The following is a 20768-nucleotide window of genomic DNA, read 5'->3' on the forward strand; positions in this document are numbered from 1 at the left end:
AGCGAGCTTGCTTGGGGCGGCCCGGCGCGGCGCTCATACGTCACCCTTCGGTGCGGCCTCATCGGCCGCGAGCTTGTAGCCACGCCCCCACACCGTGAGGATGCGCCGCGGCGCGGCCGGGTCGGCCTCGACCTTGGTGCGCAGCCGGTTGATGTGCGTGTTGACCGTGTGTTCGTAGCCGTCGTGCTGGTAGCCCCAGACCTGGTTGAGCAGGTCAAGCCGCGAGAACACCTTGCCGGGGTGGCGCGCGAAGAAGTACAGCAGGTCGAACTCGCGCGGCGTGAGTTCGATCGGCTTGCCGTCGACGCGCACCTCGCGCGCCAGCGGCTCGATGTCGAGGTTGCCCAGCGTGAGGCTGCCCGACTCCAGCCGCGCGTTGCGCGCCAGCGCGTCTGTGCGCCGCAGCAGCGCCTTCACGCGCGCCACCAGCTCCAGCACCGAGAAGGGCTTGGCCAGGTAGTCGTCGGCGCCCAGCTCCAGCCCGAGGATGCGGTGCACTTCGCTCGAGCGCGCGCTCACGATGATGATGGGCGTGTAGCGCGCCATGGCGCGGGCGCGGCGGCAGATTTCGAGGCCGTCGATGCCGGGCAGCATGAGGTCGAGCACCAGCGCGTCCCACTGGCCGCGCTCCAGCGCGCGCAGGCCAGCGTTGCCGTCGGCGGCGTGCTCGACCGCGTAGCCCTCGTCGCGCAGGTGCATGCGCAGCAGCTCGGCAATGTGGGCGTCGTCCTCGACGATCAGCACGCGTTTGGCGGTGTCCATGGCCGCGATTGTCCCGCGAGACGCCCCTCGGAGTTATCACGAATCTTTGAACTTTGCGTGATGAATCGGCGAGGGGGTGCGCCCAACAATCCGGCCCATGCAGACACGCGCCGCCCCCGACCACCGACCGATCCACCCGCTGTGGATGCGTGTCACGCACTGGCTCAACGCGCTGGCCGTGCTGGTGCTGGTGACCAGCGGCTGGCGCATCTACAACGCGGCGCCCTTCCTTGCCTTTCGCTTCCCGGCCGCGATCACGCTGGGCGGCTGGCTCGGCGGCGCGCTGCAGTGGCACTTCGCGGCGATGTGGCTGCTGGTGTTCAACGGGGGGGTCTACCTGGTGCTGAACCTTGCCAGCGGGCGCTTCGCGCGCAAGTTCTTTCCGCTCACCCCGGCCGGTCTCTGGCGCGATGCGCGGGCCGCGCTCGGCGGCAGGCTCTCGCACGCCGACCCGCGCCACTACAACCATGTGCAGAAGCTCGCCTACCTGTTCGTGATCGTCGACCTCGTCGCGATCGTGCTGTCGGGGCTGGTGCTGTGGAAGTCGGTGCAGTTTCCGCTGCTGCGCGAGCTGCTGGGCGGCTACGAAGCCGCGCGCCGCGTCCACTTCGTGGCGATGGCGGCCCTGGTGGCCTTCGTTGCCGTGCACCTTGTGATGGTGGCGCTCGTGCCCCGCACCCTGCTCACCATGCTGCGCGGTCGCGCGCCCCACACCCCATGAGCCTCTTTTTCAAACGCCCTCCCCTGGTCGGTGTCGACGGCGACGCCGTGGTGCGCGAAGCCCGCGCCCTCATCGAGCGCCAACTCGACGCCCCCTCGCGCCGCCTGTTCCTGCGCCGTTCGCTGACGCTGGGCGGCCTGTCGATGCTCACCGGCTGCAGCATCAGCGACGACAGCCACGTGGAAGCAGCGCTCTCGAAGGTCTCGCGCTTCAACGACGAGGTGCAGGGCTGGCTCTTCAGCCCGACGCGGCTGGCGCCGACCTACACCGAAGCCGAGATCACGCGCCCCTTTCCGTTCAACGCCTACTACGGCGAGGACGAAGTCCGTGAGGTCGACGAAGCCACCTACCGCCTCGAAGTGAGCGGCATGGTCGCCGACAAGCGCCGCTGGACACTCGCCGAGCTGCGCGCCCTGCCGCAGCAGGACCAGATCACGCGCCACATCTGCGTGGAAGGCTGGAGCGCCATCGGCAAGTGGGGCGGCGTGCGCTTTGCCGATTTCCTGCGCCACGTCGGCGCGGACCTGAGCGCCAAGTACGTCGGCTTCCAGTGCGCGGACGACTACCACACCAGCATCGACATGCCGACCGCGCTGCATCCGCAGACGCTGCTGGCGCTGAACTACGACGGCCAGCCGCTGCCGCCGAAGTACGGCTTCCCGATGAAGCTGCGCATGCCGACCAAGCTTGGCTACAAGAACCCCAAGCACATCCAGGCGATGTACGTGACCAACACCTATCCCGGTGGCTACTGAGAAGACCAGGGCTACAACTGGTTCGGAGGGAGCTGAGGGGCTGCCACAGCCGCTCGACTGCCGAAGAAAGCGCGAGGCCGAATTCCGACAGGGAACCAGGCCGATCTCGACAACAAGACCCAACCTCAACTCAGGAAGACCGACATGAACAAGCTCACCGCCACCCTCCTCGCCACCTGCATGGCCTTCGCCGGCGCCTCGGCCTTGGCCGCGGACGACATGGCCAAGGACGGCATGAAGAAGGACAGCATGGCCAAGGACGGGATGAAGAAAGACGCCGTGGGCAAGGACGCCATGAAGAAGGACGGCATGGCCAAAGATGGCATGAAGAAAGACGCCATGGCCAAGGACGAGATGAAGAAGGACGCGATGGGCAAGGACGAGATGAAGAAGTAAGCCTCTTTCTCTGCCCGACCCGCCGCCATTGACGGTCGGCGGGATCGGGATCACCGTCCCTTTCCTGCGCTCCCTACGAAAGACCGCCATGAAATCCTTCGCCATCGCCGCCGGCACGCTCGCCGCCGCCGCTTTCGCCTGGCACGCGGCCCCCTCCTTCGCCGAGACCGCGCGCCGCGTGCCCGCGCCCACGGTCGACCTCACCGTACCTGCGGGCGCCACCACCGCCACCGCCGTGTTCGCGGGCGGCTGCTTCTGGGGCGTGCAGGGCGTGTTCCAGCGCGTCGAGGGCGTGAGCAATGCGCTCTCGGGCTATGCGGGCGGCGAGGCCCGTACCGCACGCTACGACGAGGTCGGCTCGGGCCGCACCGGCCATGCCGAGGCCGTGCGCATCAGCTACGACCCGCGCAAGGTCAGCTACGGCAAGCTGCTGCAGATCTACTTCTCGGTGGCGCACGACCCGACCCAGCTCAACCGCCAGGGCCCCGACACCGGCCCGCAGTACCGCTCCACCGTGTTCGCCGAAAACGCCGAACAGGCCCGCATCGCCAACGCCTACATCGCCCAGCTGAACCAGGCCAAGACCTTCGGCAACAAGCCGCTGGCGACCACGGTCGAGATGTCCAAGCCCTTCTATGCGGCGGAGGACTACCACCAGGACTACCTCACGCTGCACCCGAACCAGCCCTACATCGCGATCAACGACCTGCCGAAGATCGACGACCTGAAGAAGCTCTTCCCCGAGAGCTACAAGGCCACGCCGTCGCTGGTGCGGGCAACCAAGGCCAGCTGATCAGCGATTGACGACCAGCGCGTTGCAGCGCGCGGTAACGACCTTGCAGTCCTTCGCGTGCGCGGAGCACTCCGCCATCGCTTCCGCCTGCGCCGCGCTTTGCAGCTTGTTGGCTTTCATCGACAGCACGTTGCGGCCCATCACGACCACGCCGCATCCTTCCTGCCAGGTCAGCGTCATGCTGCGGCAGCCGGTGGCGGTACCGCCGTTGCCCACGCACTGGGCGATGGCGTTGTTTTCGGCATCGGCCTGGGTCGCCCGGTTGTCGACCCCGCCGAAGGCGCCCTTCGACTTGTCGATGACGTACGCGCCCCACTTGTACGAGAAGGTGGGGTCGGGCGGCGGCGGCGCCAGGTACTCGTCGGGGTCGCTGTAGCGGCCCGTGCCGCCGGGCAGTATGGGCACGGTGTCCCGGGGCGGCGGCCGGCTGTTGTGGGGCCAGCCCGGCGCGTTCGGTGGCGGGCATCCCGGCTGGCCCGGTCCGCTGCAAGCGAACGCCTGGCCGGACAGCACGCAGGCCGCGCCCAGCAGGAAGATGTGTCGCAACGAGATGCTCATCGCAGCGAATGTAGCCCGCGCCCGGGCCACGCAGGAGTGCCCTAAGTCACGCCCTGCGCCCCACGAAACTCAGAGCAGTTTGGCTTGCTTCGCCTGCTCCGTCAGCTCCGCCCGGAAGTCCGGATGCGCAATCGCGATCAGCTCCTGCGCGCGCTGTTTGGCCGACTTGCCGCGCAGCTGCGCCACGCCGTACTCGGTGACGACGTAGTTGATGTCGTTCTTGCTCGTGCTCACGTGTGTGCCCGGCGACAGCGAGGGCACGATGCGCGAGATGGTGTCGTCCTTCGCTGTGGAAGGCAGCACGATGAAAGCCTTGCCGCCGCGCGAGCGGTTGGCCGCGCGCACGAAGTCCGACTGCCCGCCCGTGCCCGAGTACGGCGCATGGCCCAGGCTCTCGGAGCCGCACTGGCCCAGCAGGTCGATCTGCATGGTGGCGTTGATGGCGATGAGGTTGTCGTTCAGCCCCGCCAGCGCCGGGTCGTTGGTGAAGTTCACCGGGTGCATCTCCAGCCCCGGGTTGCGGTCCATGAAGCGGTACAGCTTGTTCGATCCCAGCGCGAAGGTCGCGACCGACTTGCCCGGCAGGTAGTTCTTGCGGCGGTTGGTGACCGCGCCGCTTTCCACCAGCGTGAGGATGCCGTCGCCGATCATCTCGGTGTGGATGCCCAGGTCGCGCTTGCCCGTGAGCTGCATCACCACCGCGTCGGGAATGCCGCCGTAGCCGATCTGCAAGGTGGCGCCGTCGTCGATCAGGTCGGCCACGTGCTTGCCGATGGCTTCCTGCACCGGGCCGATCTTGGGCAAACCGACTTCCATCACCGGCTCGCTGCTTTCCACCAGCGCCGCCACCTGCGAGATGTGCACGTGGCAGTTGCCGTGCGCATAGGGCACGTTGGGGTTCACCTCGAGCACGACCGCGCGGGCCTTCGCCACGGCCGCCATCGTGTAGTCGGGGCCCAGGCTCAGCGCGAAGTAACCGTGCGAGTCCATCGGCGAAGCCATGCTGAACACCACGTCGGCCGCGATCTGCCCGCGCTCGATCTGCGCCGGGATCTCGGAGAAGTAGTTCGGAATGAAGTCGATCCAGCCGGCCTGCCCGCCCGCGCGCGTGGCACCGCCGAAGAACAGCGCGACGTGGCGCACATGCTCGACCGTCTCGGGGTCGATGTAGGCGTACTTGCGCATCGCCAGGATCTGCGCCACCTTCACGTCGCGGAAGTCGCGGCGCTGCTCGGACAGCGCCGTGAGCAGCGAGGGCGGCTCGCCGACGCCCGTGGGCACGATGATCATGTCGCCGTTGCGCACCTGGCGCACGGCATCGGCGGCGGAAACGCGCTTTTGCGCGTACAGGGTCTGGGCAGTCATGCCTGCCACTATGCCTTCTTTTCGCCAGCGCCGAACTCGCGGTGCACCCAGTCGCGCAACACCCCCGTCGCGGGCCGGGTGGCGGCGCGCGGGCTGTAGACCAGGTCGTAGCGGTAGCTCTCCACCGACAACGCGAAGGGCTGCACCAGCAGGCCCGACGCCAGCTCGTCGGCCACGAGCGCCAGGCTCAGCAGGCCGACGCCCTGCCCCGCGACCGTGGCCTGCACCGCGTGGATCTCTTCGGTGAACGACAGGCCGGCCTGCGCATCGACGTCGGTGCGGCCCGCGCGCGCGAGCCAGGTGCGCCACACGGGCGCCAGCGTTTCGTCGCGCCCCGCGCGCCCCCATTCGAAATGGATCAGCGACACGGCCTTCAGGTCCTGCCGCGCCACGACCGCCAGCGCGGGGCTGCAGACCGGCGCGTAGTGGTCCTGGAACAGCGGCTCCACGACCAGGTCGGCGTAGCGGCCGTTGCCGTAGCGAATCGCCGCATCGGCCTCGGTGTCGAGGTCGACGACCTGGTTGGTGGCGTCCAGCCGCAGCGTCCATTCGGGATGCAGGTCGCGGAAGGTGCCCGCACGCGGCGCCAGCCGCCGGGCCATGAAACCGACCGTGGACGACAGCGTGGCGATGCGCGTGCCCTTCAGCCGGCGCACGCCGTCGACGGCGCGCTCGAAGCTGTCGAAGCCGTCGCGCAGCGCGGGAAACAGCTGGTGCCCGGCGGCCGTCAGGTGCACCTGCCGCGTGCCGCGTTCGAACAGGCGCACCTCGAGCGTTTCCTCGAGCTGCTTGATCTGGTGGCTGACGGCGGTGGGCGTGACGTGCAGTTCGTCGGCAGCCGCCTTGAAGCTCAGCCGGCGGGCCGCGGCCTCGAACACGCGCAATGCGCCCAGGGGAGGAAGTCTTCGCATGCAGACAGATTAGCTTAACTCATCCATCGGTTGAAAAATCAGCCTTTGTCGGGCGCCGTCTTCATCCCTAAATTTCAGGGGTCGCGGGAAGAAATCACTTCCACGGCTGATCTGAAATTCACCATAGAAGGCACCTGTCATGCAACTCCAACCCAAGCAGATCCACACGCAACCCGACCCCTACGCGCCCTTCCTGCTGTCCCAGGCCATCCAGCTCGGCAACCTGGTCTTCGTCTCCGGCCAGGCCGCGATCGGCGACGACGGCGAGATCGTCGGCAAGGGCGACTTCGACCGCCAGGCCGAGCAGGCCTTCAAGAACCTCGACCGCGTGCTGCGGGCCGCCGGCACGGGCCTGGGCAGCGTGGTCAAGGTGACGATCTTCCTGACCTCGATGGCGAACTTTCCGAAGATCGTCGAACTGCGCCGTCAGTGGTTTTCGGCGCCCTACCCGGCCGACACCATCGTGGAGGTCTCGGGCCTGTACTCGCCCGACGCGATGATCGAGATCGAGGCCATCGCCGTCGCGCCCGGAGACGCCCGATGAGCACGCCGCTGCTCGCGCCGGCGAAGCTGCACGGCCTGCAGCTGCCCAACCGGCTCGCCGTGGCGCCGATGACGCGCGTCAGCGCCTCGCCCGAGGGCCACGCCAACGGCACCATGGCCCGCTACTACGAGCGCTTTGCGCGGGGCGGCTTCGGGCTCGTCATCACCGAAGGCATCTACACCGATGCGGCGTATGCGCAAGGCTATGCCCGCCAGCCCGGCTTGATCGATGGCGAACAAGCCCGCGCGTGGCGCCCGGTGGTGAAGGCGATCCAGGGCGCAGGCGGGCGCGCCATCGCGCAGCTCATGCATGCGGGCGCGCTGTCGCAGTTCAACCGCTTTCGCGACCACACGGCGGGGCCGTCGGCCGTTCGCCCGCTGGGCACGCAGATGACGGCCTACCGCGGCGAAGGCGAGTACCCGGTGCCCCGCGCGATGACCGATGCCGACATCGCCGAAGCGATTCGCGGCTTCGCCCGGGCCGCGCTGCTGGCGATGGAAGTGGCGGGCTTCGACGGCGTGGAGATCCACGGCGCGAACGGCTACCTGCTCGACCAATTCTTGAGCGGCCACACCAACACGCGCACCGACCGCTGGGGCGGCGCCCTCGCGCAGCGCGTGCAGCTCACGGTCGAGGTGGTGCGCGCCGTGCGGCAGATGCTGGGCGCGTCGGCGCCGGTCGGCGTGCGCATCTCGCAAGGCAAGGTCAACGACTTCGGCCACAAGTGGCCGGAAGCCGAAGCCGGCGCGGCGACGGTGTTCGGGGCCTTGGCACACAGCGGCATCGACTACCTGCACGTCACCGAGTTCGAGGCCTGGCGACCGGCCTTCGGCGATGCGGGGCCTAGCTTGCTGCAGCTCGCGCGCCGCCACGCGCCCGGCCTAGCGATCGTCGCCAACGGCGGCCTGCACGACCCGGGGCGCGCCGAAGCGGCGCTCGCGGGCGGTGCCGACTTCGTGGCGCTGGGACGCGGCGCGCTGTCGAACCCCGACTGGCCGCGACGCCTGAAGGAAGGTCGCGCACTCGCCGCCTTCGACCCGGCGCTGCTGTCGCCCGTGGGGGACATCAAGCCGGCGGAGCAGCAACCCTAGATGATGTTCTTCTCGCGCAGCGGTCGGCTCTCGAGGATGCGCGCGAACGACAACGGCGACAGGTCGAGGCTGCGGTAGCCGCCGAAGCGGATCAGCTCCGCGATGCCGCGCCCAGCCGCCGGGCACTGCTGCAGCCCGTGGCCCGAGAAGCCGTTCGCGAAGTAGAGGTTGTCGCAGTCCGGGTGCAGGCCGAGGATCGCGTTGTGGTCGAACACGTTCATCTCGTAATAGCCGGCCCAGGCGCCCGTCATGCGGACGGCTTCGAAGGCCGGGATGCGTTCGGCCAGCGCCGGCCAGATGAAGCTTTCGAAGGCCTCGTGGTCGACTTCGAGCGGTGCATCGTCGGGGTCCCGGTCTTCGGGCGGCGCAAAGCCGCAGATGAACTGGCGACCTTCGGGCCGCAGCCAGATGCCCGAGGTGTCGATGACCAGCGGGCAACCCGGCAAGGCACTCGGGCATGAAAAGCTGAACACGCTGCGGCGTCGACCGTGCACGGGCAGCGCGATGCCGGCCCACTGCGCGACCGGCGCCGCCCACGCGCCCGCCGCGTTGACGACGATGTCCGCCTGCAGCGTGTCGCCGCCGTCGAGCTGCACGCCGGTGACGCAGCGGCCCTCGCGCTGCAGACCCGTCGCCCGCGCCTGCACATAGCGCACGCCTTGCGACACCGCCTTCTTGCGAAAGGCCTGCAGCAGGCTGTAGCCGTCGTACCAGCCCTCGCCCGAAAGGCCGAGCGATGCGAGCGCGATGCCCTCGATCGAGATCCACGGGAAGCGCGCCTTCAGTTCATCGGGCGTCAACAGCGCCACGTCCACCGCATGCGCCTTCTGCGTCGCGTGGTTCTCTCGCAGCACCTCGACACCCGCCGGCGAGGCCAGGTACAGGTAGCCCGGCTCGACCAGGCCAATGTCCGGCACGTCGTCGCCCACGCGCAGCGTTTCGCCCAGCGCGCGAAAAAACTCGATGCCGTAGAGCGACATCTCGATGTTGATGGCGGTGGAAAACTGCTGCCGTATCGAGCTGGCCGACAACGCCGACGAGGCCTGCCGGTACGAGAAGTCGCGCTCCACCACCGTGATGTCGAAGGCCTCGCCCGTCGGGTCGGCGCCCAGGAAGTACGCGATGGCCGAGCCGATGGCCCCGCCGCCGATGATCGCCACACGCCGCATGTGATGCCTTTCCGTGTCTTCGATGTGCGGGCCCGGTTCGTTGCCCGGGCCGCGCAAGCTCCCGCCAGAATAGCGCGATGAGAAAAGACATTCCCAACCTCGGCGCGCTGCAGGCCTTCGAAGCCTCGGCGCGCCTGGGGAGCTTCACCCGCGCGGCGACCGAGCTGGCGCTCACGCAAAGCGCGGTCGGGCGCCAGGTGGCGATGCTGGAGCAGCGCCTGGGCGTGCCGCTGTTCTCGCGCGTGCGCAAGCGGCTCACGCTCACCGACGTGGGCCGCGAGTACGCCGCGCGCATCCGCCGCCACCTCGACCAGATCCGCCGCGACACGCTGGAGATCAGCGCCGGCCACGAGATGGGCTTCGTGCTCGAACTGGCCGTGGTGCCGACCTTTGCCACGCAATGGCTCATTCCGCGGCTGCCCGATTTCAGCCGGCTGCACCCGAACATCACGGTGAACCTGTCGGCGCGCTCGCAGCCCTTCTCGTTCCAGGAAAACGCGTACGACGCGGCGATCTACTTCGGCGACCAGTTCTGGCCGAACACGCGCGGCGGGCTGATCTTTTCCGAAGGCGAGATGGTGCCCATCTGCAGCCCCGCGTTCCGCGACGCGCAGGCCCGGTGGGACGAAGCCGGCTTCGAGCGCTGCCGCCACGTGCACCTGAGCACGCGCGCCCATGCCTGGCGCGACTGGTACGCGCAGCAGGAATGGGAGTACACGGTGCACGCCTCGCGCGGGCCGCGCTACGAGCTGTTCACGATGGTGGTGGCCGCCGCGGCGGCGGGCATGGGCGTGGGGCTGGCGCCGCGCATCCTGGTCGAGCAGGAACTGCGCACCGGCGAACTCGTGATCCCGGTGGACCGGCACCTGGACGTGCACCAGGGCTACTACTTCGCGTACCCCGAAGGCCGGCCGGCCTCCGGGGCGCTGGAGCACTTCAAGCAGTGGGTGCTGGGGCTGACACCCGATTGAACCCGCTCAGACCGGGTTCGGGTTGCGTTCCTTGAAGCCCTGCTGGTGCCAGTACGGGTAGGTGCGCGTGGTCGCGCTGGCCGCGTCGAGCTCGGCCACCTGCGCGGGCGTGAGGTTCCAGCCCACCGCGCCGAGGTTCTGGCGCAGCTGCGCCTCGTCACGTGCGCCGACCACCACGCTGGACACTGTCGGGCGTTGCAGCAGCCAGTTGAGGGCAACCTGCGGCACCGTCTTGCCGACCTCGGCGCCGACTTTTTCCAATGCCTCGACCACGCGATACAGCAGCTCGTCGGGCACGGGCGGGCCCATGTCGGCCGTCACGTGCAGGCGGCTGTTGGCCGGCAACGGCTGGCCGCGGCGGATCTTGCCCGTGAGCCGGCCCCAGCCCAGCGGGCTCCAGACCACCGCGCCCACGCCCTGGTCTTGCGCCAGCGGCATCAGCTCCCACTCGTACTCGCGGCCCACCAGCGAGTAGTACGCCTGGTGCGCCACGTAGCGCGCGTAGCCGCGCTGCTCGGACACCCCCAGCGACTTCATCAGGTGCCAGCCCGAAAAGTTCGACGCGCCCACATAGCGCAGCTTGCCCGCGCGCACGAGGTCGTCGAGCGTGGACAGCGTTTCTTCCACCGGCGTGCTGGCATCGAAACCGTGCAGCTGGAACAGGTCGATGTAGTCGGTGCCCAGACGCTTGAGCGAGGCATCGACCGCCTGCACGAGGTGGTGACGCGACGAGCCCACGTCGTTCGGCCCCTCGCCGCTGCGGAAGGTGGCCTTGGTCGAGATCAGCAGCCGGTCGCGCGGCCGGCCCTTGATCGCCTCGCCCAGCACCGATTCAGCGGCGCCGCCCGAGTAGATGTCGGCGCTGTCGAACATGTTCACGCCGGCGTCCATGCAGATGTCGATCAGCGTGCGCGCCTCGGCCACGTCGGTGCTGCCCCATGCGCTGAAAAACTCGCCCTTGCCGCCGAAGGTGCCGGTGCCGAAGCTCAGCACGGGGACCTTGAGGCCTGATTTGCCCAGATGACGGTATTCCAAAGTTCTACTCCTTCAATCAATGAACTGACGAACCAGATGAATGACGCGGCCATTGTTGGCCGCCGCGCAGAACCCCGTTGCGCGTCGGGCTTTGCAGCGCGTCGGCTCGGTACGATCGAACGATGCAGATCTCGATCGAAAACCCGAACCAGCCCGACGTCATCCAACTCATCGACGACCTCGATGCGTACCAGAAGCCGCTGTACCCGCCCGAGAGCCACTACGGCATCGACATTGCCGCGCTGTCGGCGGCGCATGTGCTGTTCGCCGTCGCGCGCGACGTGGCGGGCACGGCCATCGGCTGCGGCGCCGTCGTCATGAACCCCGGCTACGGCGAACTCAAGCGCATGTACGTGCGCCCGCAGAACCGCGGGCAAGGCGTCGCGGCCAAGGTGCTGGGCTTTCTCGAAGGCGAAGCGGCGGCGCGCGGATGCGCGATGTTCCGGCTGGAGACGGGCGTGAGCCAGCCCGAGGCGCTGGCCTTCTATGCGCGCGCGGGGTATGCGCGGCGCGAGCGCTTCGGGGACTACCCGGACGATCCGTTGAGTGTGTTCATGCAGAAGACGGCGGCAGCCCATACCCCCTAAGATCGCCCCGGCTTCCGCCACCACGGTTCTCACCAACAAGGAACACCACATGCAGACAAGAGGGATTCTTCGCCGGCTCATGTTCACAGCGGGCTGCGCCTTGCTGCTGGGGCTTTCAGGTTGCGGCGGCGGAGGGGGTGGTGGGGGCGGCGGAGGCGGTGTGGCGATGCTGCCGCTGCCACCGGCCGGCGGCACGCCGACGCCACCGCCCGCGGACACCGGGCGCAGCCGGGTGGTCAGCAGTTCGATGAAGTCGACCGCCACCGAAGCGACCTACCCGATCCAGGTCTACCTGCCGGCCGGCTACGACGGCGCCACGGCGAGCTACCCCACGGTCTACATCACCGACGGCGACGCGGTCTACAACCAGAGCGTGACGCGCTTCCAGAACTTCACCGACATCCTCGAGAAGGCCGGCAAGAAAGCCATCGTGGTCGGCATCGGGGGCACCTCACGCCGCAACACCGACTACCTGATGCCGGGCGCCAAGGCGTACCACGAGTTCCTCGTCGCCCAGCTGGTGCCGCATGTCGAATCGAACTACCGGGCCAACCCTGCCAGGCGCATGCTTTCGGGCCTGTCGAACGGCGGCGTCTTCACGGTCATCGCCTTCTTCACCGAAGGCGCGGCGGGCACGTTCACCTTCCAGCATTTCTTCGCATCCGACCCGCCCGCCGCCGGCGCGCGCGGCCAGCTCGATCCGCTCGAAAGCCAGATGTACGCCAACAGCAGCACGCGCGACATTCCCGTGACCCTGCTGCTGGGCTATGCCATCAGCAACGTCGGCGGCCCGGAGATCACCGCGCTGCGCGACCAGATCGCCGCACGCAACTACAAGGGTCTGCAGCTGAGCCTGAAGGGCTACGAGGGCGGCCACACGCAGATGGACTTGCCGTCGTTCCAGGACATCGTCGCGCGGTTCATCGATTGAAGCGCGAGGTGTGGGCTCAGGGTTTTTCCTGATCCTGCACCTGTCGAATCGCAGCGGGCTCATCCGACGTCATCACAGAGGGTCGTCCTCTGTACTTCATCAGGAGAAAGCAACCATGGCCACCAACACCGTTCGCCTGCACCGCGTGCTGCGCACCACCCCCGACAAGCTCTACCGTGCCTTCGTGGAGCCCGGCGCCTTCGAGCGCTGGCTGCCGCCCTTCGGCTTCACCGGCAAGGTCCACACCATGGAGCCGGTGGTGGGCGGCGCGTGGCGCATGTCCTTCACCAACTTCGGCACCGGCCACGGCCATTCGTTCGGCGGCAAGTACCTGGAACTCGTGCCCGGCCAGCGCATTGCCTACGACGCGAGCTTCGACGATCCCCACCTGCCGGGCACGATGAAGACCACGGTGGTCCTGACCGCGGTCTCGTGCGGCACGGACATGTCCGTCGTGCAGGAAGGCATCCCCGACGTGATTCCCGTCGAGATGTGCTACCTGGGCTGGCAGGAATCGCTGGTCGCGCTGGCCCAGCTGGTCGAGCCGAACATCCCGGGTTGAGGATCGGCTTCAGGCACGCCGTGCTTCGCAGCCGGCGAAGCCCTTGAGCCCGGCCAGCTCATCGAGGATCGGACACTCCGGGCGCTCGTCGCCTTCGCAGCAGTGGGCCAGGCGCTCCAGCAGGCGCTTCATGTGCGCGAGCTCTTCGATCCGCTGGGCCAGGTCGTCGGCGCGTTCGAGCGCGACGCGCTTCACGTCGAAGCTTGCACGACGACCGTCCTGCCACAGGGCGTGCAGCTCGACGACTTCCGGCGTGTCGAAACCCAGCGTGTGTGCGCGTCGCACGAAGCGCAGTGTCGACACGGCGCGCTCGTCATAACGGCCCGCGTGCGCCGTGTCGTCGAGCAGTCCGAGCGATTCGCAATCGCTCAACAGTTGCGCGGATGCACCGGAGCGCGCAACGACATCGGCTAGAGACAAGCGCGCCGCAGCAGCCGGCGCCGTGGGATGTTCCATGGGGTTCTCCTTCGAGCCAAAGCGCGAAGTCTCAACCTTCACACCATGAGAGAGTCAAACGCAAACGGCGCATGACCTTGGCACGCCAGGGGTCAGGCCTTCGCCGCGCTTGACCTTCACACGATGCCAAGCTTGAGACTGCGAGCCACTCTTTTGAAAGGACTCACCCTCATGCAAGCGTTTGAAATCCAGTCGATGACCTGCGGCAGTTGCGCCGGCCGCATCACTCGCGCCATCAAGGACCTGGACCCGCAGGCCAGGCTCGAAGTGGACGTGAAGCAAAGAACGGTGCGCATCGACACCACCGAAGACCGCCCCTCGCTGGTGGCAGCGTTGACGGAAGCCGGCTACCCGCCGAGTCCTTCCGCCCACTGAGCGCGTGGCGCGAACCGGCTTGCCCGGTTCGCCGCGAAGCCTTACTTGAAGATCCGCACGATCGCGTCGTCGAACGCGAGCACGTCCGTGCCCACGTGCGTGGAATTGAACTCCGTGTCGATGAGCTGCAGCCCCACGTAGCCCCGTTCGGACATCCGCTTGTACATCGCCTTCACCGGCACTTCGTTGCAGCCGCTGGCGCAGTGCGCCAGGATCAGCGTGACAGGCAACGGCCGGCCCGCGAGCGCGTCGAACATCTTCTTTTCGAGCGCGTTGTTCTCGGCCTCCTGCTGCCAGAAGGCCGCCTCGATGGAGATGAAGTACGAGAACACGAGGTTGTCGGGCGCCTCCAGGAACAGTGCTGTCGCCGCGAGGTTGCCGCTGGTCGAGAGGCCTGTGAGCATGCGTTTCTTCGGGTCGGCGCGGTACTTCGATTCGATGAACGGCACCAGGTCCTTCGTGAGGAAGGTGTGGTACGCGTTGGCGCCCGGAAAGTTGTAGTCCTCCTGCCGGCGCGCGGTGTTGCCGATGCCCACGAGGATGGCCTTGGTGCCGCGCTTGAGCAGCACGTTCTTGAGGTTGGTGAAGCGCGTGTCGGGCAGGCCGTTGGTCGCGTCGCCGTCGAAGGCGTAGATGATCGGCACGGCGTCGCTGCTGCTGTCGTACGCCGCCGGAATGAACACCTCGATCGGGTAGCGCACGTTGTTGACGCTCGACGTCACGGTGTCCGACACCACCCGGCCATTGGCCGAAGGCGCCGGCTGCACGGGCGCCGTGCCCGTCGGCGGCAGGATCAGCGGCACACCGCCCCCGCCACCCCCTCCGCCCCCACCGCCGCCGCATGCGGTCACGGCCGCAACCAGCACAAAGCCACCCATCACCGCGCACGCGCGGCGAAGCCATTCCTGTCTCATTTTTTGGTTCCTCGTTCCCCGGTGCCAATCGCACCGCTCGGGATACTCAGGGCTGGCCTGAAGGCCGTCAATGTCGCCATGCAACCCGACCATCGCAGTTAATTCGTTCGTTTCCAAAGCCCCCGATCCCCCGCCCGTGGGGATGAAACGACAGCATCAGGGAAATCCCTGAAGACCGCGCCCCAACGGCCCGGAACACGCCGCCCCACAAGGGAAACACGCCCCTTCCGCCCCTCGCCAAAGCCCCTCACGGCTGGCCCGCTACTTGCGATATCGCTCGGGAATGACAGAAAATTTTCATAACTGACATATATTTGTAAACCGATTTACATCACTCGCACCCTTCCCGGTGCATCGCCCGCCCCATGAGCACCAACGTCGACACCCCAGGCACCACCGTGGCCCAGCGCATTGCGCAGGCGCTGCCGCGGCTGACGCGTTCGCACCGGCAGGTGGCCGACTTCGTGCTCGGGCATCCGCTGCAGGTCGCGACGCTGCCCATCGACGAGCTCGCCGCCGCAGCCGGCGTGTCGGTCGCCACGGCCAACCGTTTTGCGCGCGCGCTGGACTTCGACGGCTACGCGGCCTTCCGCGCCGAGCTCGTGCGCGGCTTCGAGCCGCTGGTGGCACCGGTCGAGCGGCTGCGCGGCAACCTGGAGCACCCGACCACGGTGGCCGAGGTGTTCGCCACCGCGCTCGACGAGAGCCGCCGCAACATCGAAGCCACGCGCCAGTCGCTGGACTACGCCGCCTGCGAAGCCGCGGTGCAGCGCATCCTGAAGGCCCGCTCGATCTACATCGGCGGCTTCGGCGCCAGCGCCTGGCTCGCGGGGCTGCTGCAGCACGGGCTCGATGGCTCCTGCAGCGACGTGCGCATGCTCTCCAGCGTGAGCGGCGTCACGCACTCGGCGCGCACGCTGATGCATGCGGGGCCGCAGGACCTGTTCATCGGCCTCACATTTCCGCGCTACCTCACCGACACGGTGGCGCTGGCGCAGATCGCGCGCGGCCAGGGCTGCGCGGTGCTCGCGCTGACCGACCGGCCCAGCTCGCCCATCGCGCCGCTGGCCGACGTGGTGCTCTATGGCCAGACCGAAACCAGCTACCGCCCCAATTGCGAGACCAGCGTGCTCGCGCTGATCGAGGCACTGACCAGCGCCGTCGCCCTGCGCGCGCCCGGCGCGGCGCAGTCGGCCGGCCGCATCCTGCAGGCGGTGCGCCCGTGGCTGCACGGCGGGCTGGGCCAGGGCCACGCGCGCGGCGAAGTCTCCATGCCCTCCCTCCCCGCCGCCGTCGCTTCCGACGCCGGCAAGAAAAAGAAGAAAGCTCCCCGATGAAGAACGTCACGCCCGTCATCGCCATCCACGGCGGCGCCGGCACCATCAGCGCCTCGACCACCAACCCCGAGCAGGCGCAGGCCTACCACGACGCGCTGCAGGCCATCGTGCGCGCCGCGCAGGCCGCATTGCTCAAGGGCATGTCCGCGCTCGACGCCACCTGCCTGGCGGTCGAGATGCTCGAAGACTGCCCGCTCTTCAATGCCGGCTACGGCGCGGTGTTCACGCACGAGGAAACGCACGAGCTCGACGCCGCCGTGATGGACGGCGCCACGCTCGCGGCCGGCGCCATTGCTGGCGTGAGCCACGTGCGCCGCCCGGTGCGCGCCGCGCGCGCCGTGCTCGAGGACGGCGCCCACGTGCTGCTGGCCGGCGCGGGCGCCGAGGCCTTCGCGCGCGACCGCGGCCTGGAGATGGTCGAGCCCTTTTTCTTCTCGACCGACGCGCGCCGCCAGCAGCTGTACCGCGTGCGCGACACGGGCCGCGTGGTCACCGACCACGAAGGCGCCGCCATGACCAAGCCGCCGCTGGACGAAGACAAGAAGTTCGGCACGGTCGGCGCCGTGGCCCTCGACATGCACGGCCACCTGGCCGCCGCCACCTCGACCGGCGGCATGACCAACAAGCGCGTGGGCCGCGTCGGCGACACGCCGCTCATCGGCTCCGGCACCTACGCCGACGACCGCACCGCTGCCATCTCGTGCACCGGCAGCGGCGAGATGTTCATCCGCGTCGCAGCCGCCTACGACATCTGCGCGCGCATGGCCTACGGCGGCGCCACGCTCGAAGCGGCCACGCACGCCGTGGTGCACGAGTCGCTGCCCGCCATCGGCGGCACCGGCGGCCTGATCGCCGTCGACCGCCACGGCAACCTGAGCCTGGCCTTCAACACCGAAGGCATGTACCGCGGCCACGCGCGCGGCGACGAAGCCCCCGTGACGGCCATCTTCGCCTGACGCCCGCCCTCTTTTTCTCCCGCATCCGCCATGTCCTCCCCTGCCCTGAACCTGCCCGACGGCCGCGTCCTCGCCGTCGACGACCTCACCGTGCGCTTCTCGACCTCCGAGCGCACGGTCGACGCCGTCAAGAAGCTGTCCTTCCATGTCGACCACGGCGAAACGCTCGCGGTGGTGGGTGAATCGGGGTCGGGCAAGTCGGTCACCTCGCTCGCGCTGATGCGGCTGGTGGAACACGGCGGTGGCCGCATCCTCGGCGGCAGCATGGCCTTCCGCCGCCGCAACGGCGAAGTGCTCGACCTGGCGCAGGCACGCGACGGCACGATGCGCGGCATCCGCGGTGCGGACATTGCGATGATCTTCCAGGAGCCGATGACCTCGCTGAACCCGGTGTTCACCGCCGGCGACCAGATCGCCGAGGCCATCCGCATCCACCAGGGCAAGAGCAACGCGGCGGCGCGCGCCGAGGCGCTGCGCATGCTCGAACTCGTGCGCATCCCCGAAGCGCGCAACGTGCTCGACCGCTTTCCGCACCAGCTGTCGGGCGGCATGCGCCAGCGCGTGATGATCGCGATGGCGCTGTCGTGCAAGCCGCAGCTGCTGATTGCCGACGAGCCCACCACCGCACTCGACGTGACGATCCAGGCGCAGATCCTCCAGCTCATTCGCGAGCTGCAGAAAGAGATGCGCATGGGCGTGCTCTTCATCACGCACGACATGGGCGTGGTGGCCGAAATTGCCGACCGCGTGCTCGTGATGTACCGCGGCGACAAGGTCGAGGCCGGCAGCTCCGACACCGTGTTCGCCTCGCCGCAGCACCCCTACACCCGGGCGCTGCTGTCGGCCGTGCCCAAGCTCGGCGCGATGCAGGGCACCGACCTGCCGGCCAAGTTCGAGCTCCTTCGTACCGAATCCGGCACCGAAGACAGCACCGACACCGTGCCCTGCACCGACACCACACCGCAAACCACCGTGCGCGAAGACGCCGGCCCGATCCTGCGCGTGCGCGACCTCGTGACGCGCTTCGACGTGCGCAGCGGCATCTTCGGCCGCGTGAAGCGCCGCGTGCACGCGGTGGAAAAGATCAGCTTCGACCTGTACCCCGGCGAGACGCTGGCGCTGGTCGGCGAATCGGGTTGCGGCAAGTCGACCACGGGCCGCTCGCTGCTGCGCCTGGTCGAGAGCCAGAGTGGCGCGATCGAGTTCGGCGGCAAGAACATCCGCGAGCTGCCCACGCGCGAGCTGCAGGCACTGCGCCGCAACATCCAGTTCATCTTCCAGGACCCGTTCGCCTCGCTCGATCCGCGCGTGACGGTGGGCTTCTCGATCATGGAGCCGCTGCTCATCCACGGCATCGCCAAGGGTGCCGAGGCGCAGCAGCGCGTCGACTGGCTGCTGCAGAAGGTCGGCCTGCCGCCCGAGGTGGCGCAGCGCTATCCGCACGAGTTCTCGGGCGGCCAGCGCCAGCGCATCGCGATCGCGCGTGCGCTCGCGCTGAACCCGAAGGTGGTGGTGGCCGACGAATCGGTGTCGGCACTCGACGTGTCCATCCAGGCGCAGATCGTCAACCTCATGCTCGACCTGCAGCGCGAGCTGGGCGTGGCGTTCCTCTTCATCTCGCACGACATGGCCGTGGTCGAGCGCATCAGCCACCGCGTGGCCGTGATGTACCTGGGCCAGATCGTCGAGATCGGCCCGCGCCGCGCCGTGTTCGAGGCGCCGCAACACCCCTACACACGCAAGCTGATGGCCGCCGTGCCGGTGGCCGACCCGTCGCGCCGCCACAAGCCGCGCGCGCTGCTCGAAGGCGAGATTCCCAGCCCGATCCGCGCCGTGGGCGACGAGCCCGACGTGCCGCCGCTGGTGCAGGTGGCGCCCGGTCACTTCGTCGCACGCCACGCCATCGGCGGGGCTTTCTGAGGCTCGATGCCATCGGCGGCGCCTTCTGATTCCGAACCGTTTTTTCACCCGCAGGCCCCCTGCATTTTTTCCACGAACCGACTGGAGTTCTTCCATGAAGCAATCTTCTTCCTCCCTGCGCTGGGCATCCGCATTGCTGGGCCTGGCCGCGCTCGCCGCCTCGGGCTCGGCACTGGCTGCCAAAGACGTGGTGCTGGCCATCGGCTACCAGCCGGAAACGCTGGACCCGTACAACACCAACACGACCATCACCACGGCCGTGACCAAGACCTTCTATGAAGGCCTGTTCCAGTTCGACAAGGACCTGAAGGTGCAGAACGTGCTCGCCGAGAGCTACGACGTGTCCAAGGACGGCCTGGTCTACACCATCAAGCTGCGCAGCGGCGTCAAGTTCCACGACGGCACCGACTTCAACGCCGAAGCCGTGAAGGTCACGCTCGACCGCGTGCTGAACCAGGACAACAAGCTGCTGCGCTACAACCAGTTCAACCGCGTGGGCAAGGTCGAGGCCGTGAACCCGACCACCGTGCGCATCACGCTGAAGGAGCCCTTCGGCCCCTTCATCAACTCGCTGGCCCACGCCTCGGCCGCCATGATCTCGCCCACCGCGCTGAAGAAGTGGGGCAACAAGGACATCGCCTTCCACCCCGTGGGCACCGGCCCCTTCGAGTTCGTCGAGTGGAAGCAGACCGACGCCGTGAAGGCCAAGAAGTTCGACGGCTACTGGAAGAAGGGCTACCCGAAGGTCGACAACCTGCAGTGGAAGCCGGTGCTCGAGAACAACACGCGCGCCGCGATGCTGCAGACCGGCGAAGCCGACTTTGCCTTCCCCATTCCCTACGAGCAGGCCGAGCTGCTGAAGAAGAGCGACAAGCTCGAAGTGGTGGCCTCGCCCTCGATCATCACGCGCTTCCTGGCCTTCAACATGCTGCAGAAGCCGTATGACAACCCGAAGGTGCGCGAAGCCATCGGCTACGCCATCAACAAGGAAGCGCTGTCCAAGGTCGCCTTCGGCGGCTACGCCTTCCCCGCACAGGGCGTGATGCCCCAGGGCGTGAAGTTCGCCGAGAAGATGGCGCCCATTCCCTACGACGTGAAGAAGGCCAAGCAGCTGCTGACCGAAGCCGGCTACCCCAACGGCTTCGAGTCGGTGCTGTGGAGCGCCTACAACAACACGACCAGCCAGAAGACGATCCAGTTCGTGCAGCAGCAGCTCGCACAGGTGGGCATCAAGCTGCAGGTGCAGGCGCTCGAAGTGGGCCAGCGCACCGAGCAGGTCGATGCCTGGCCCGATCCCAAGACGGCCAAGGTCCGCATGTACTACACGGGCTGGTCGTCGTCGACCGGTGAAGCCGACTGGGGCCTGCGTCCGCTGTTCGCCTCCGAGTCGTGGGCGCCCAAGCTCAACAACATGTCGTTCTACAAGAGCGACGTGGTCGACGCCGCGATCGCCAAGGCGCTCGTGACGGTGGACGACAAGGAAAAGGCCGCGCTGTACAAGACCGCGCAGGAAGAGATCCGCAAGGACCTGCCGCGCGTGCCGCTGGTCACCGAGCAGAACCTGTCGGCGCACGCCAAGCGCCTGTCGGGTGTGTTCGTGATGCCCGACGCCAACATCAACATCGACGCCATGTCGGTGTCGAACTGATCGCAGCTCCT

At 68.0% G+C, this 20768-nt stretch carries 23 protein-coding genes; 15 read left to right on the plus strand and 8 right to left on the minus strand.

Annotation, left to right across the window (positions count from 1 at the left end):
* Nucleotides 1-33: 33 nt before the first annotated feature.
* Entirely contained in the window at nt 34-762 is a 729-nt protein-coding gene (locus AC1RL8_RS03520) for a response regulator transcription factor (RefSeq protein WP_492683905.1), read from the minus strand.
* 97 nt (nt 763-859) lie between these two features.
* On the opposite strand from AC1RL8_RS03520, the gene AC1RL8_RS03525 reads away from it, so the two are divergent.
* From AC1RL8_RS03525 to msrA, 4 genes are all read left to right on the plus strand, one after another.
* On the plus strand, nt 860-1483 hold the full coding sequence (locus tag AC1RL8_RS03525) for a cytochrome b/b6 domain-containing protein (protein WP_492683906.1): 624 nt from the start codon (nt 860-862) through the stop codon (nt 1481-1483).
* Nucleotides 1480-2238 carry a molybdopterin-dependent oxidoreductase gene (locus AC1RL8_RS03530; protein WP_492683907.1) on the plus strand — a complete coding sequence of 253 codons (759 nt, stop codon included), beginning with the start codon at nt 1480-1482 and terminating at the stop codon, nt 2236-2238. Before AC1RL8_RS03525 ends, AC1RL8_RS03530 begins: the two co-directional genes overlap by 4 nt.
* 144 nt (nt 2239-2382) lie before the next feature.
* Nucleotides 2383-2634 (plus strand): pentapeptide MXKDX repeat protein, encoded by a 252-nt coding sequence (locus AC1RL8_RS03535; protein WP_492683908.1) that lies wholly within the window; start codon nt 2383-2385, stop codon nt 2632-2634.
* A gap of 88 nt (nt 2635-2722) precedes the next feature.
* Nucleotides 2723-3427, plus strand: coding sequence for a peptide-methionine (S)-S-oxide reductase MsrA (gene msrA / locus AC1RL8_RS03540; RefSeq protein ID WP_492683909.1), 705 nt, complete (start codon nt 2723-2725; stop codon nt 3425-3427).
* Here msrA and AC1RL8_RS03545 read toward each other — a convergent pair whose 3' ends face one another.
* The 3 genes from AC1RL8_RS03545 to AC1RL8_RS03555 form a co-directional block, all read right to left on the minus strand.
* Nucleotides 3428-3985: a DUF4189 domain-containing protein gene (locus AC1RL8_RS03545; RefSeq protein ID WP_095745471.1), complete on the minus strand. Its 558-nt coding sequence runs from the start codon at nt 3983-3985 to the stop codon at nt 3428-3430.
* Between the two features lie 69 nt (nt 3986-4054).
* The gene (locus AC1RL8_RS03550) at nt 4055-5350 is read right to left on the minus strand and encodes an acetyl-CoA hydrolase/transferase family protein (RefSeq protein WP_492683910.1); all 1296 of its coding nucleotides are present in this window, start codon (nt 5348-5350) and stop codon (nt 4055-4057) included.
* A gap of 8 nt (nt 5351-5358) precedes the next feature.
* Nucleotides 5359-6261, minus strand: coding sequence for a LysR substrate-binding domain-containing protein (locus AC1RL8_RS03555; RefSeq protein ID WP_492683911.1), 903 nt, complete (start codon nt 6259-6261; stop codon nt 5359-5361).
* A 139-nt stretch (nt 6262-6400) separates the two neighbouring features.
* On the opposite strand from AC1RL8_RS03555, the gene AC1RL8_RS03560 reads away from it, so the two are divergent.
* Both AC1RL8_RS03560 and AC1RL8_RS03565 read left to right on the plus strand, forming a co-directional pair.
* The gene (locus AC1RL8_RS03560; protein ID WP_095745474.1) at nt 6401-6805 is read left to right on the plus strand and encodes a RidA family protein; all 405 of its coding nucleotides are present in this window, start codon (nt 6401-6403) and stop codon (nt 6803-6805) included.
* Complete coding sequence (locus AC1RL8_RS03565; RefSeq protein WP_492683912.1) at nt 6802-7896, plus strand: oxidoreductase; 1095 nt, start codon at nt 6802-6804, stop codon at nt 7894-7896. Before AC1RL8_RS03560 ends, AC1RL8_RS03565 begins: the two co-directional genes overlap by 4 nt.
* Here the strand turns inward: AC1RL8_RS03565 and AC1RL8_RS03570 are convergent.
* Nucleotides 7893-9065 carry an NAD(P)/FAD-dependent oxidoreductase gene (locus AC1RL8_RS03570; RefSeq protein WP_492683913.1) on the minus strand — a complete coding sequence of 391 codons (1173 nt, stop codon included), beginning with the start codon at nt 9063-9065 and terminating at the stop codon, nt 7893-7895. The two genes, AC1RL8_RS03565 and AC1RL8_RS03570, sit on opposite strands and share 4 nt — an antisense overlap.
* Before the next feature lie 77 nt (nt 9066-9142).
* On the opposite strand from AC1RL8_RS03570, the gene AC1RL8_RS03575 reads away from it, so the two are divergent.
* Entirely contained in the window at nt 9143-10036 is an 894-nt protein-coding gene (locus AC1RL8_RS03575; protein WP_095745476.1) for a LysR substrate-binding domain-containing protein, read from the plus strand.
* A 6-nt stretch (nt 10037-10042) separates the two neighbouring features.
* On the opposite strand, the gene AC1RL8_RS03580 is transcribed toward AC1RL8_RS03575, so the two are convergent.
* Nucleotides 10043-11071 carry an aldo/keto reductase gene (locus AC1RL8_RS03580; RefSeq protein ID WP_492683914.1) on the minus strand — a complete coding sequence of 343 codons (1029 nt, stop codon included), beginning with the start codon at nt 11069-11071 and terminating at the stop codon, nt 10043-10045.
* Nucleotides 11072-11193: 122 nt separating this feature from the next.
* On the opposite strand from AC1RL8_RS03580, the gene AC1RL8_RS03585 reads away from it, so the two are divergent.
* From AC1RL8_RS03585 to AC1RL8_RS03595, 3 genes are all read left to right on the plus strand, one after another.
* Complete coding sequence (locus tag AC1RL8_RS03585; RefSeq protein ID WP_492683915.1) at nt 11194-11658, plus strand: GNAT family N-acetyltransferase; 465 nt, start codon at nt 11194-11196, stop codon at nt 11656-11658.
* Nucleotides 11659-11824: 166 nt separating this feature from the next.
* Entirely contained in the window at nt 11825-12589 is a 765-nt protein-coding gene (locus tag AC1RL8_RS03590) for an alpha/beta hydrolase (RefSeq protein ID WP_492683916.1), read from the plus strand.
* 115 nt (nt 12590-12704) lie between these two features.
* Complete coding sequence (locus AC1RL8_RS03595; RefSeq protein WP_307588679.1) at nt 12705-13151, plus strand: SRPBCC family protein; 447 nt, start codon at nt 12705-12707, stop codon at nt 13149-13151.
* Nucleotides 13152-13160: 9 nt separating this feature from the next.
* Here AC1RL8_RS03595 and AC1RL8_RS03600 read toward each other — a convergent pair whose 3' ends face one another.
* Nucleotides 13161-13607: a MerR family DNA-binding protein gene (locus tag AC1RL8_RS03600; RefSeq protein ID WP_492683917.1), complete on the minus strand. Its 447-nt coding sequence runs from the start codon at nt 13605-13607 to the stop codon at nt 13161-13163.
* 171 nt (nt 13608-13778) lie between these two features.
* Between AC1RL8_RS03600 and AC1RL8_RS03605 the strand changes: the two genes are divergently transcribed.
* Nucleotides 13779-13982: a heavy-metal-associated domain-containing protein gene (locus tag AC1RL8_RS03605; protein WP_159276741.1), complete on the plus strand. Its 204-nt coding sequence runs from the start codon at nt 13779-13781 to the stop codon at nt 13980-13982.
* Nucleotides 13983-14023: 41 nt separating this feature from the next.
* On the opposite strand, the gene AC1RL8_RS03610 is transcribed toward AC1RL8_RS03605, so the two are convergent.
* Nucleotides 14024-14896, minus strand: coding sequence for an alpha/beta hydrolase (locus AC1RL8_RS03610; protein WP_492683918.1), 873 nt, complete (start codon nt 14894-14896; stop codon nt 14024-14026).
* Nucleotides 14897-15261: 365 nt separating this feature from the next.
* Here AC1RL8_RS03610 and AC1RL8_RS03615 point away from each other — a divergent pair, with 365 nt between their 5' ends.
* The 4 genes from AC1RL8_RS03615 to gsiB all read left to right on the plus strand — a co-directional run bounded on the left by AC1RL8_RS03615 (nt 15262) and on the right by gsiB (nt 20757).
* On the plus strand, nt 15262-16233 hold the full coding sequence (locus AC1RL8_RS03615; protein ID WP_492683919.1) for a MurR/RpiR family transcriptional regulator: 972 nt from the start codon (nt 15262-15264) through the stop codon (nt 16231-16233).
* Nucleotides 16230-17189: an isoaspartyl peptidase/L-asparaginase family protein gene (locus AC1RL8_RS03620; protein WP_307692953.1), complete on the plus strand. Its 960-nt coding sequence runs from the start codon at nt 16230-16232 to the stop codon at nt 17187-17189. Before AC1RL8_RS03615 ends, AC1RL8_RS03620 begins: the two co-directional genes overlap by 4 nt.
* A 30-nt stretch (nt 17190-17219) precedes the next feature.
* A complete protein-coding gene (locus AC1RL8_RS03625) occupies nt 17220-19109 on the plus strand; it encodes a dipeptide ABC transporter ATP-binding protein (RefSeq protein WP_492683920.1) in 1890 nt (629 codons plus the stop codon).
* Between the two features lie 94 nt (nt 19110-19203).
* The gene (gsiB, locus tag AC1RL8_RS03630) at nt 19204-20757 is read left to right on the plus strand and encodes a glutathione ABC transporter substrate-binding protein GsiB (protein WP_159271648.1); all 1554 of its coding nucleotides are present in this window, start codon (nt 19204-19206) and stop codon (nt 20755-20757) included.
* Nucleotides 20758-20768 lie beyond the last annotated feature (11 nt).

It is taken from the genome of Variovorax sp. GW822-FHT04E09 (assembly GCF_058800845.1).

Excerpts from the sequence above, each read along its gene's own strand:
- AC1RL8_RS03520 (WP_492683905.1), bottom strand. The coding sequence starts at position 762 with ATGGACACCGCCAAACGCGTGCTGATCGTCGAGGACGACGCCCACATT.
- AC1RL8_RS03525 (WP_492683906.1), top strand. The coding sequence starts at position 860 with ATGCAGACACGCGCCGCCCCCGACCACCGACCGATCCACCCGCTGTGG.
- AC1RL8_RS03530 (WP_492683907.1), top strand. The coding sequence starts at position 1,480 with ATGAGCCTCTTTTTCAAACGCCCTCCCCTGGTCGGTGTCGACGGCGAC.
- AC1RL8_RS03535 (WP_492683908.1), top strand. The coding sequence starts at position 2,383 with ATGAACAAGCTCACCGCCACCCTCCTCGCCACCTGCATGGCCTTCGCC.
- msrA (WP_492683909.1), top strand. The coding sequence starts at position 2,723 with ATGAAATCCTTCGCCATCGCCGCCGGCACGCTCGCCGCCGCCGCTTTC.
- AC1RL8_RS03545 (WP_095745471.1), bottom strand. The coding sequence starts at position 3,985 with ATGAGCATCTCGTTGCGACACATCTTCCTGCTGGGCGCGGCCTGCGTG.
- AC1RL8_RS03550 (WP_492683910.1), bottom strand. The coding sequence starts at position 5,350 with ATGACTGCCCAGACCCTGTACGCGCAAAAGCGCGTTTCCGCCGCCGAT.
- AC1RL8_RS03555 (WP_492683911.1), bottom strand. The coding sequence starts at position 6,261 with ATGCGAAGACTTCCTCCCCTGGGCGCATTGCGCGTGTTCGAGGCCGCG.
- AC1RL8_RS03560 (WP_095745474.1), top strand. The coding sequence starts at position 6,401 with ATGCAACTCCAACCCAAGCAGATCCACACGCAACCCGACCCCTACGCG.
- AC1RL8_RS03565 (WP_492683912.1), top strand. The coding sequence starts at position 6,802 with ATGAGCACGCCGCTGCTCGCGCCGGCGAAGCTGCACGGCCTGCAGCTG.
- AC1RL8_RS03570 (WP_492683913.1), bottom strand. The coding sequence starts at position 9,065 with ATGCGGCGTGTGGCGATCATCGGCGGCGGGGCCATCGGCTCGGCCATC.
- AC1RL8_RS03575 (WP_095745476.1), top strand. The coding sequence starts at position 9,143 with ATGAGAAAAGACATTCCCAACCTCGGCGCGCTGCAGGCCTTCGAAGCC.
- AC1RL8_RS03585 (WP_492683915.1), top strand. The coding sequence starts at position 11,194 with ATGCAGATCTCGATCGAAAACCCGAACCAGCCCGACGTCATCCAACTC.
- AC1RL8_RS03590 (WP_492683916.1), top strand. The coding sequence starts at position 11,825 with ATGCTGCCGCTGCCACCGGCCGGCGGCACGCCGACGCCACCGCCCGCG.
- AC1RL8_RS03595 (WP_307588679.1), top strand. The coding sequence starts at position 12,705 with ATGGCCACCAACACCGTTCGCCTGCACCGCGTGCTGCGCACCACCCCC.
- AC1RL8_RS03600 (WP_492683917.1), bottom strand. The coding sequence starts at position 13,607 with ATGGAACATCCCACGGCGCCGGCTGCTGCGGCGCGCTTGTCTCTAGCC.
- AC1RL8_RS03605 (WP_159276741.1), top strand. The coding sequence starts at position 13,779 with ATGCAAGCGTTTGAAATCCAGTCGATGACCTGCGGCAGTTGCGCCGGC.
- AC1RL8_RS03610 (WP_492683918.1), bottom strand. The coding sequence starts at position 14,896 with ATGAGACAGGAATGGCTTCGCCGCGCGTGCGCGGTGATGGGTGGCTTT.
- AC1RL8_RS03615 (WP_492683919.1), top strand. The coding sequence starts at position 15,262 with ATGAGCACCAACGTCGACACCCCAGGCACCACCGTGGCCCAGCGCATT.
- AC1RL8_RS03620 (WP_307692953.1), top strand. The coding sequence starts at position 16,230 with ATGAAGAACGTCACGCCCGTCATCGCCATCCACGGCGGCGCCGGCACC.
- AC1RL8_RS03625 (WP_492683920.1), top strand. The coding sequence starts at position 17,220 with ATGTCCTCCCCTGCCCTGAACCTGCCCGACGGCCGCGTCCTCGCCGTC.
- gsiB (WP_159271648.1), top strand. The coding sequence starts at position 19,204 with ATGAAGCAATCTTCTTCCTCCCTGCGCTGGGCATCCGCATTGCTGGGC.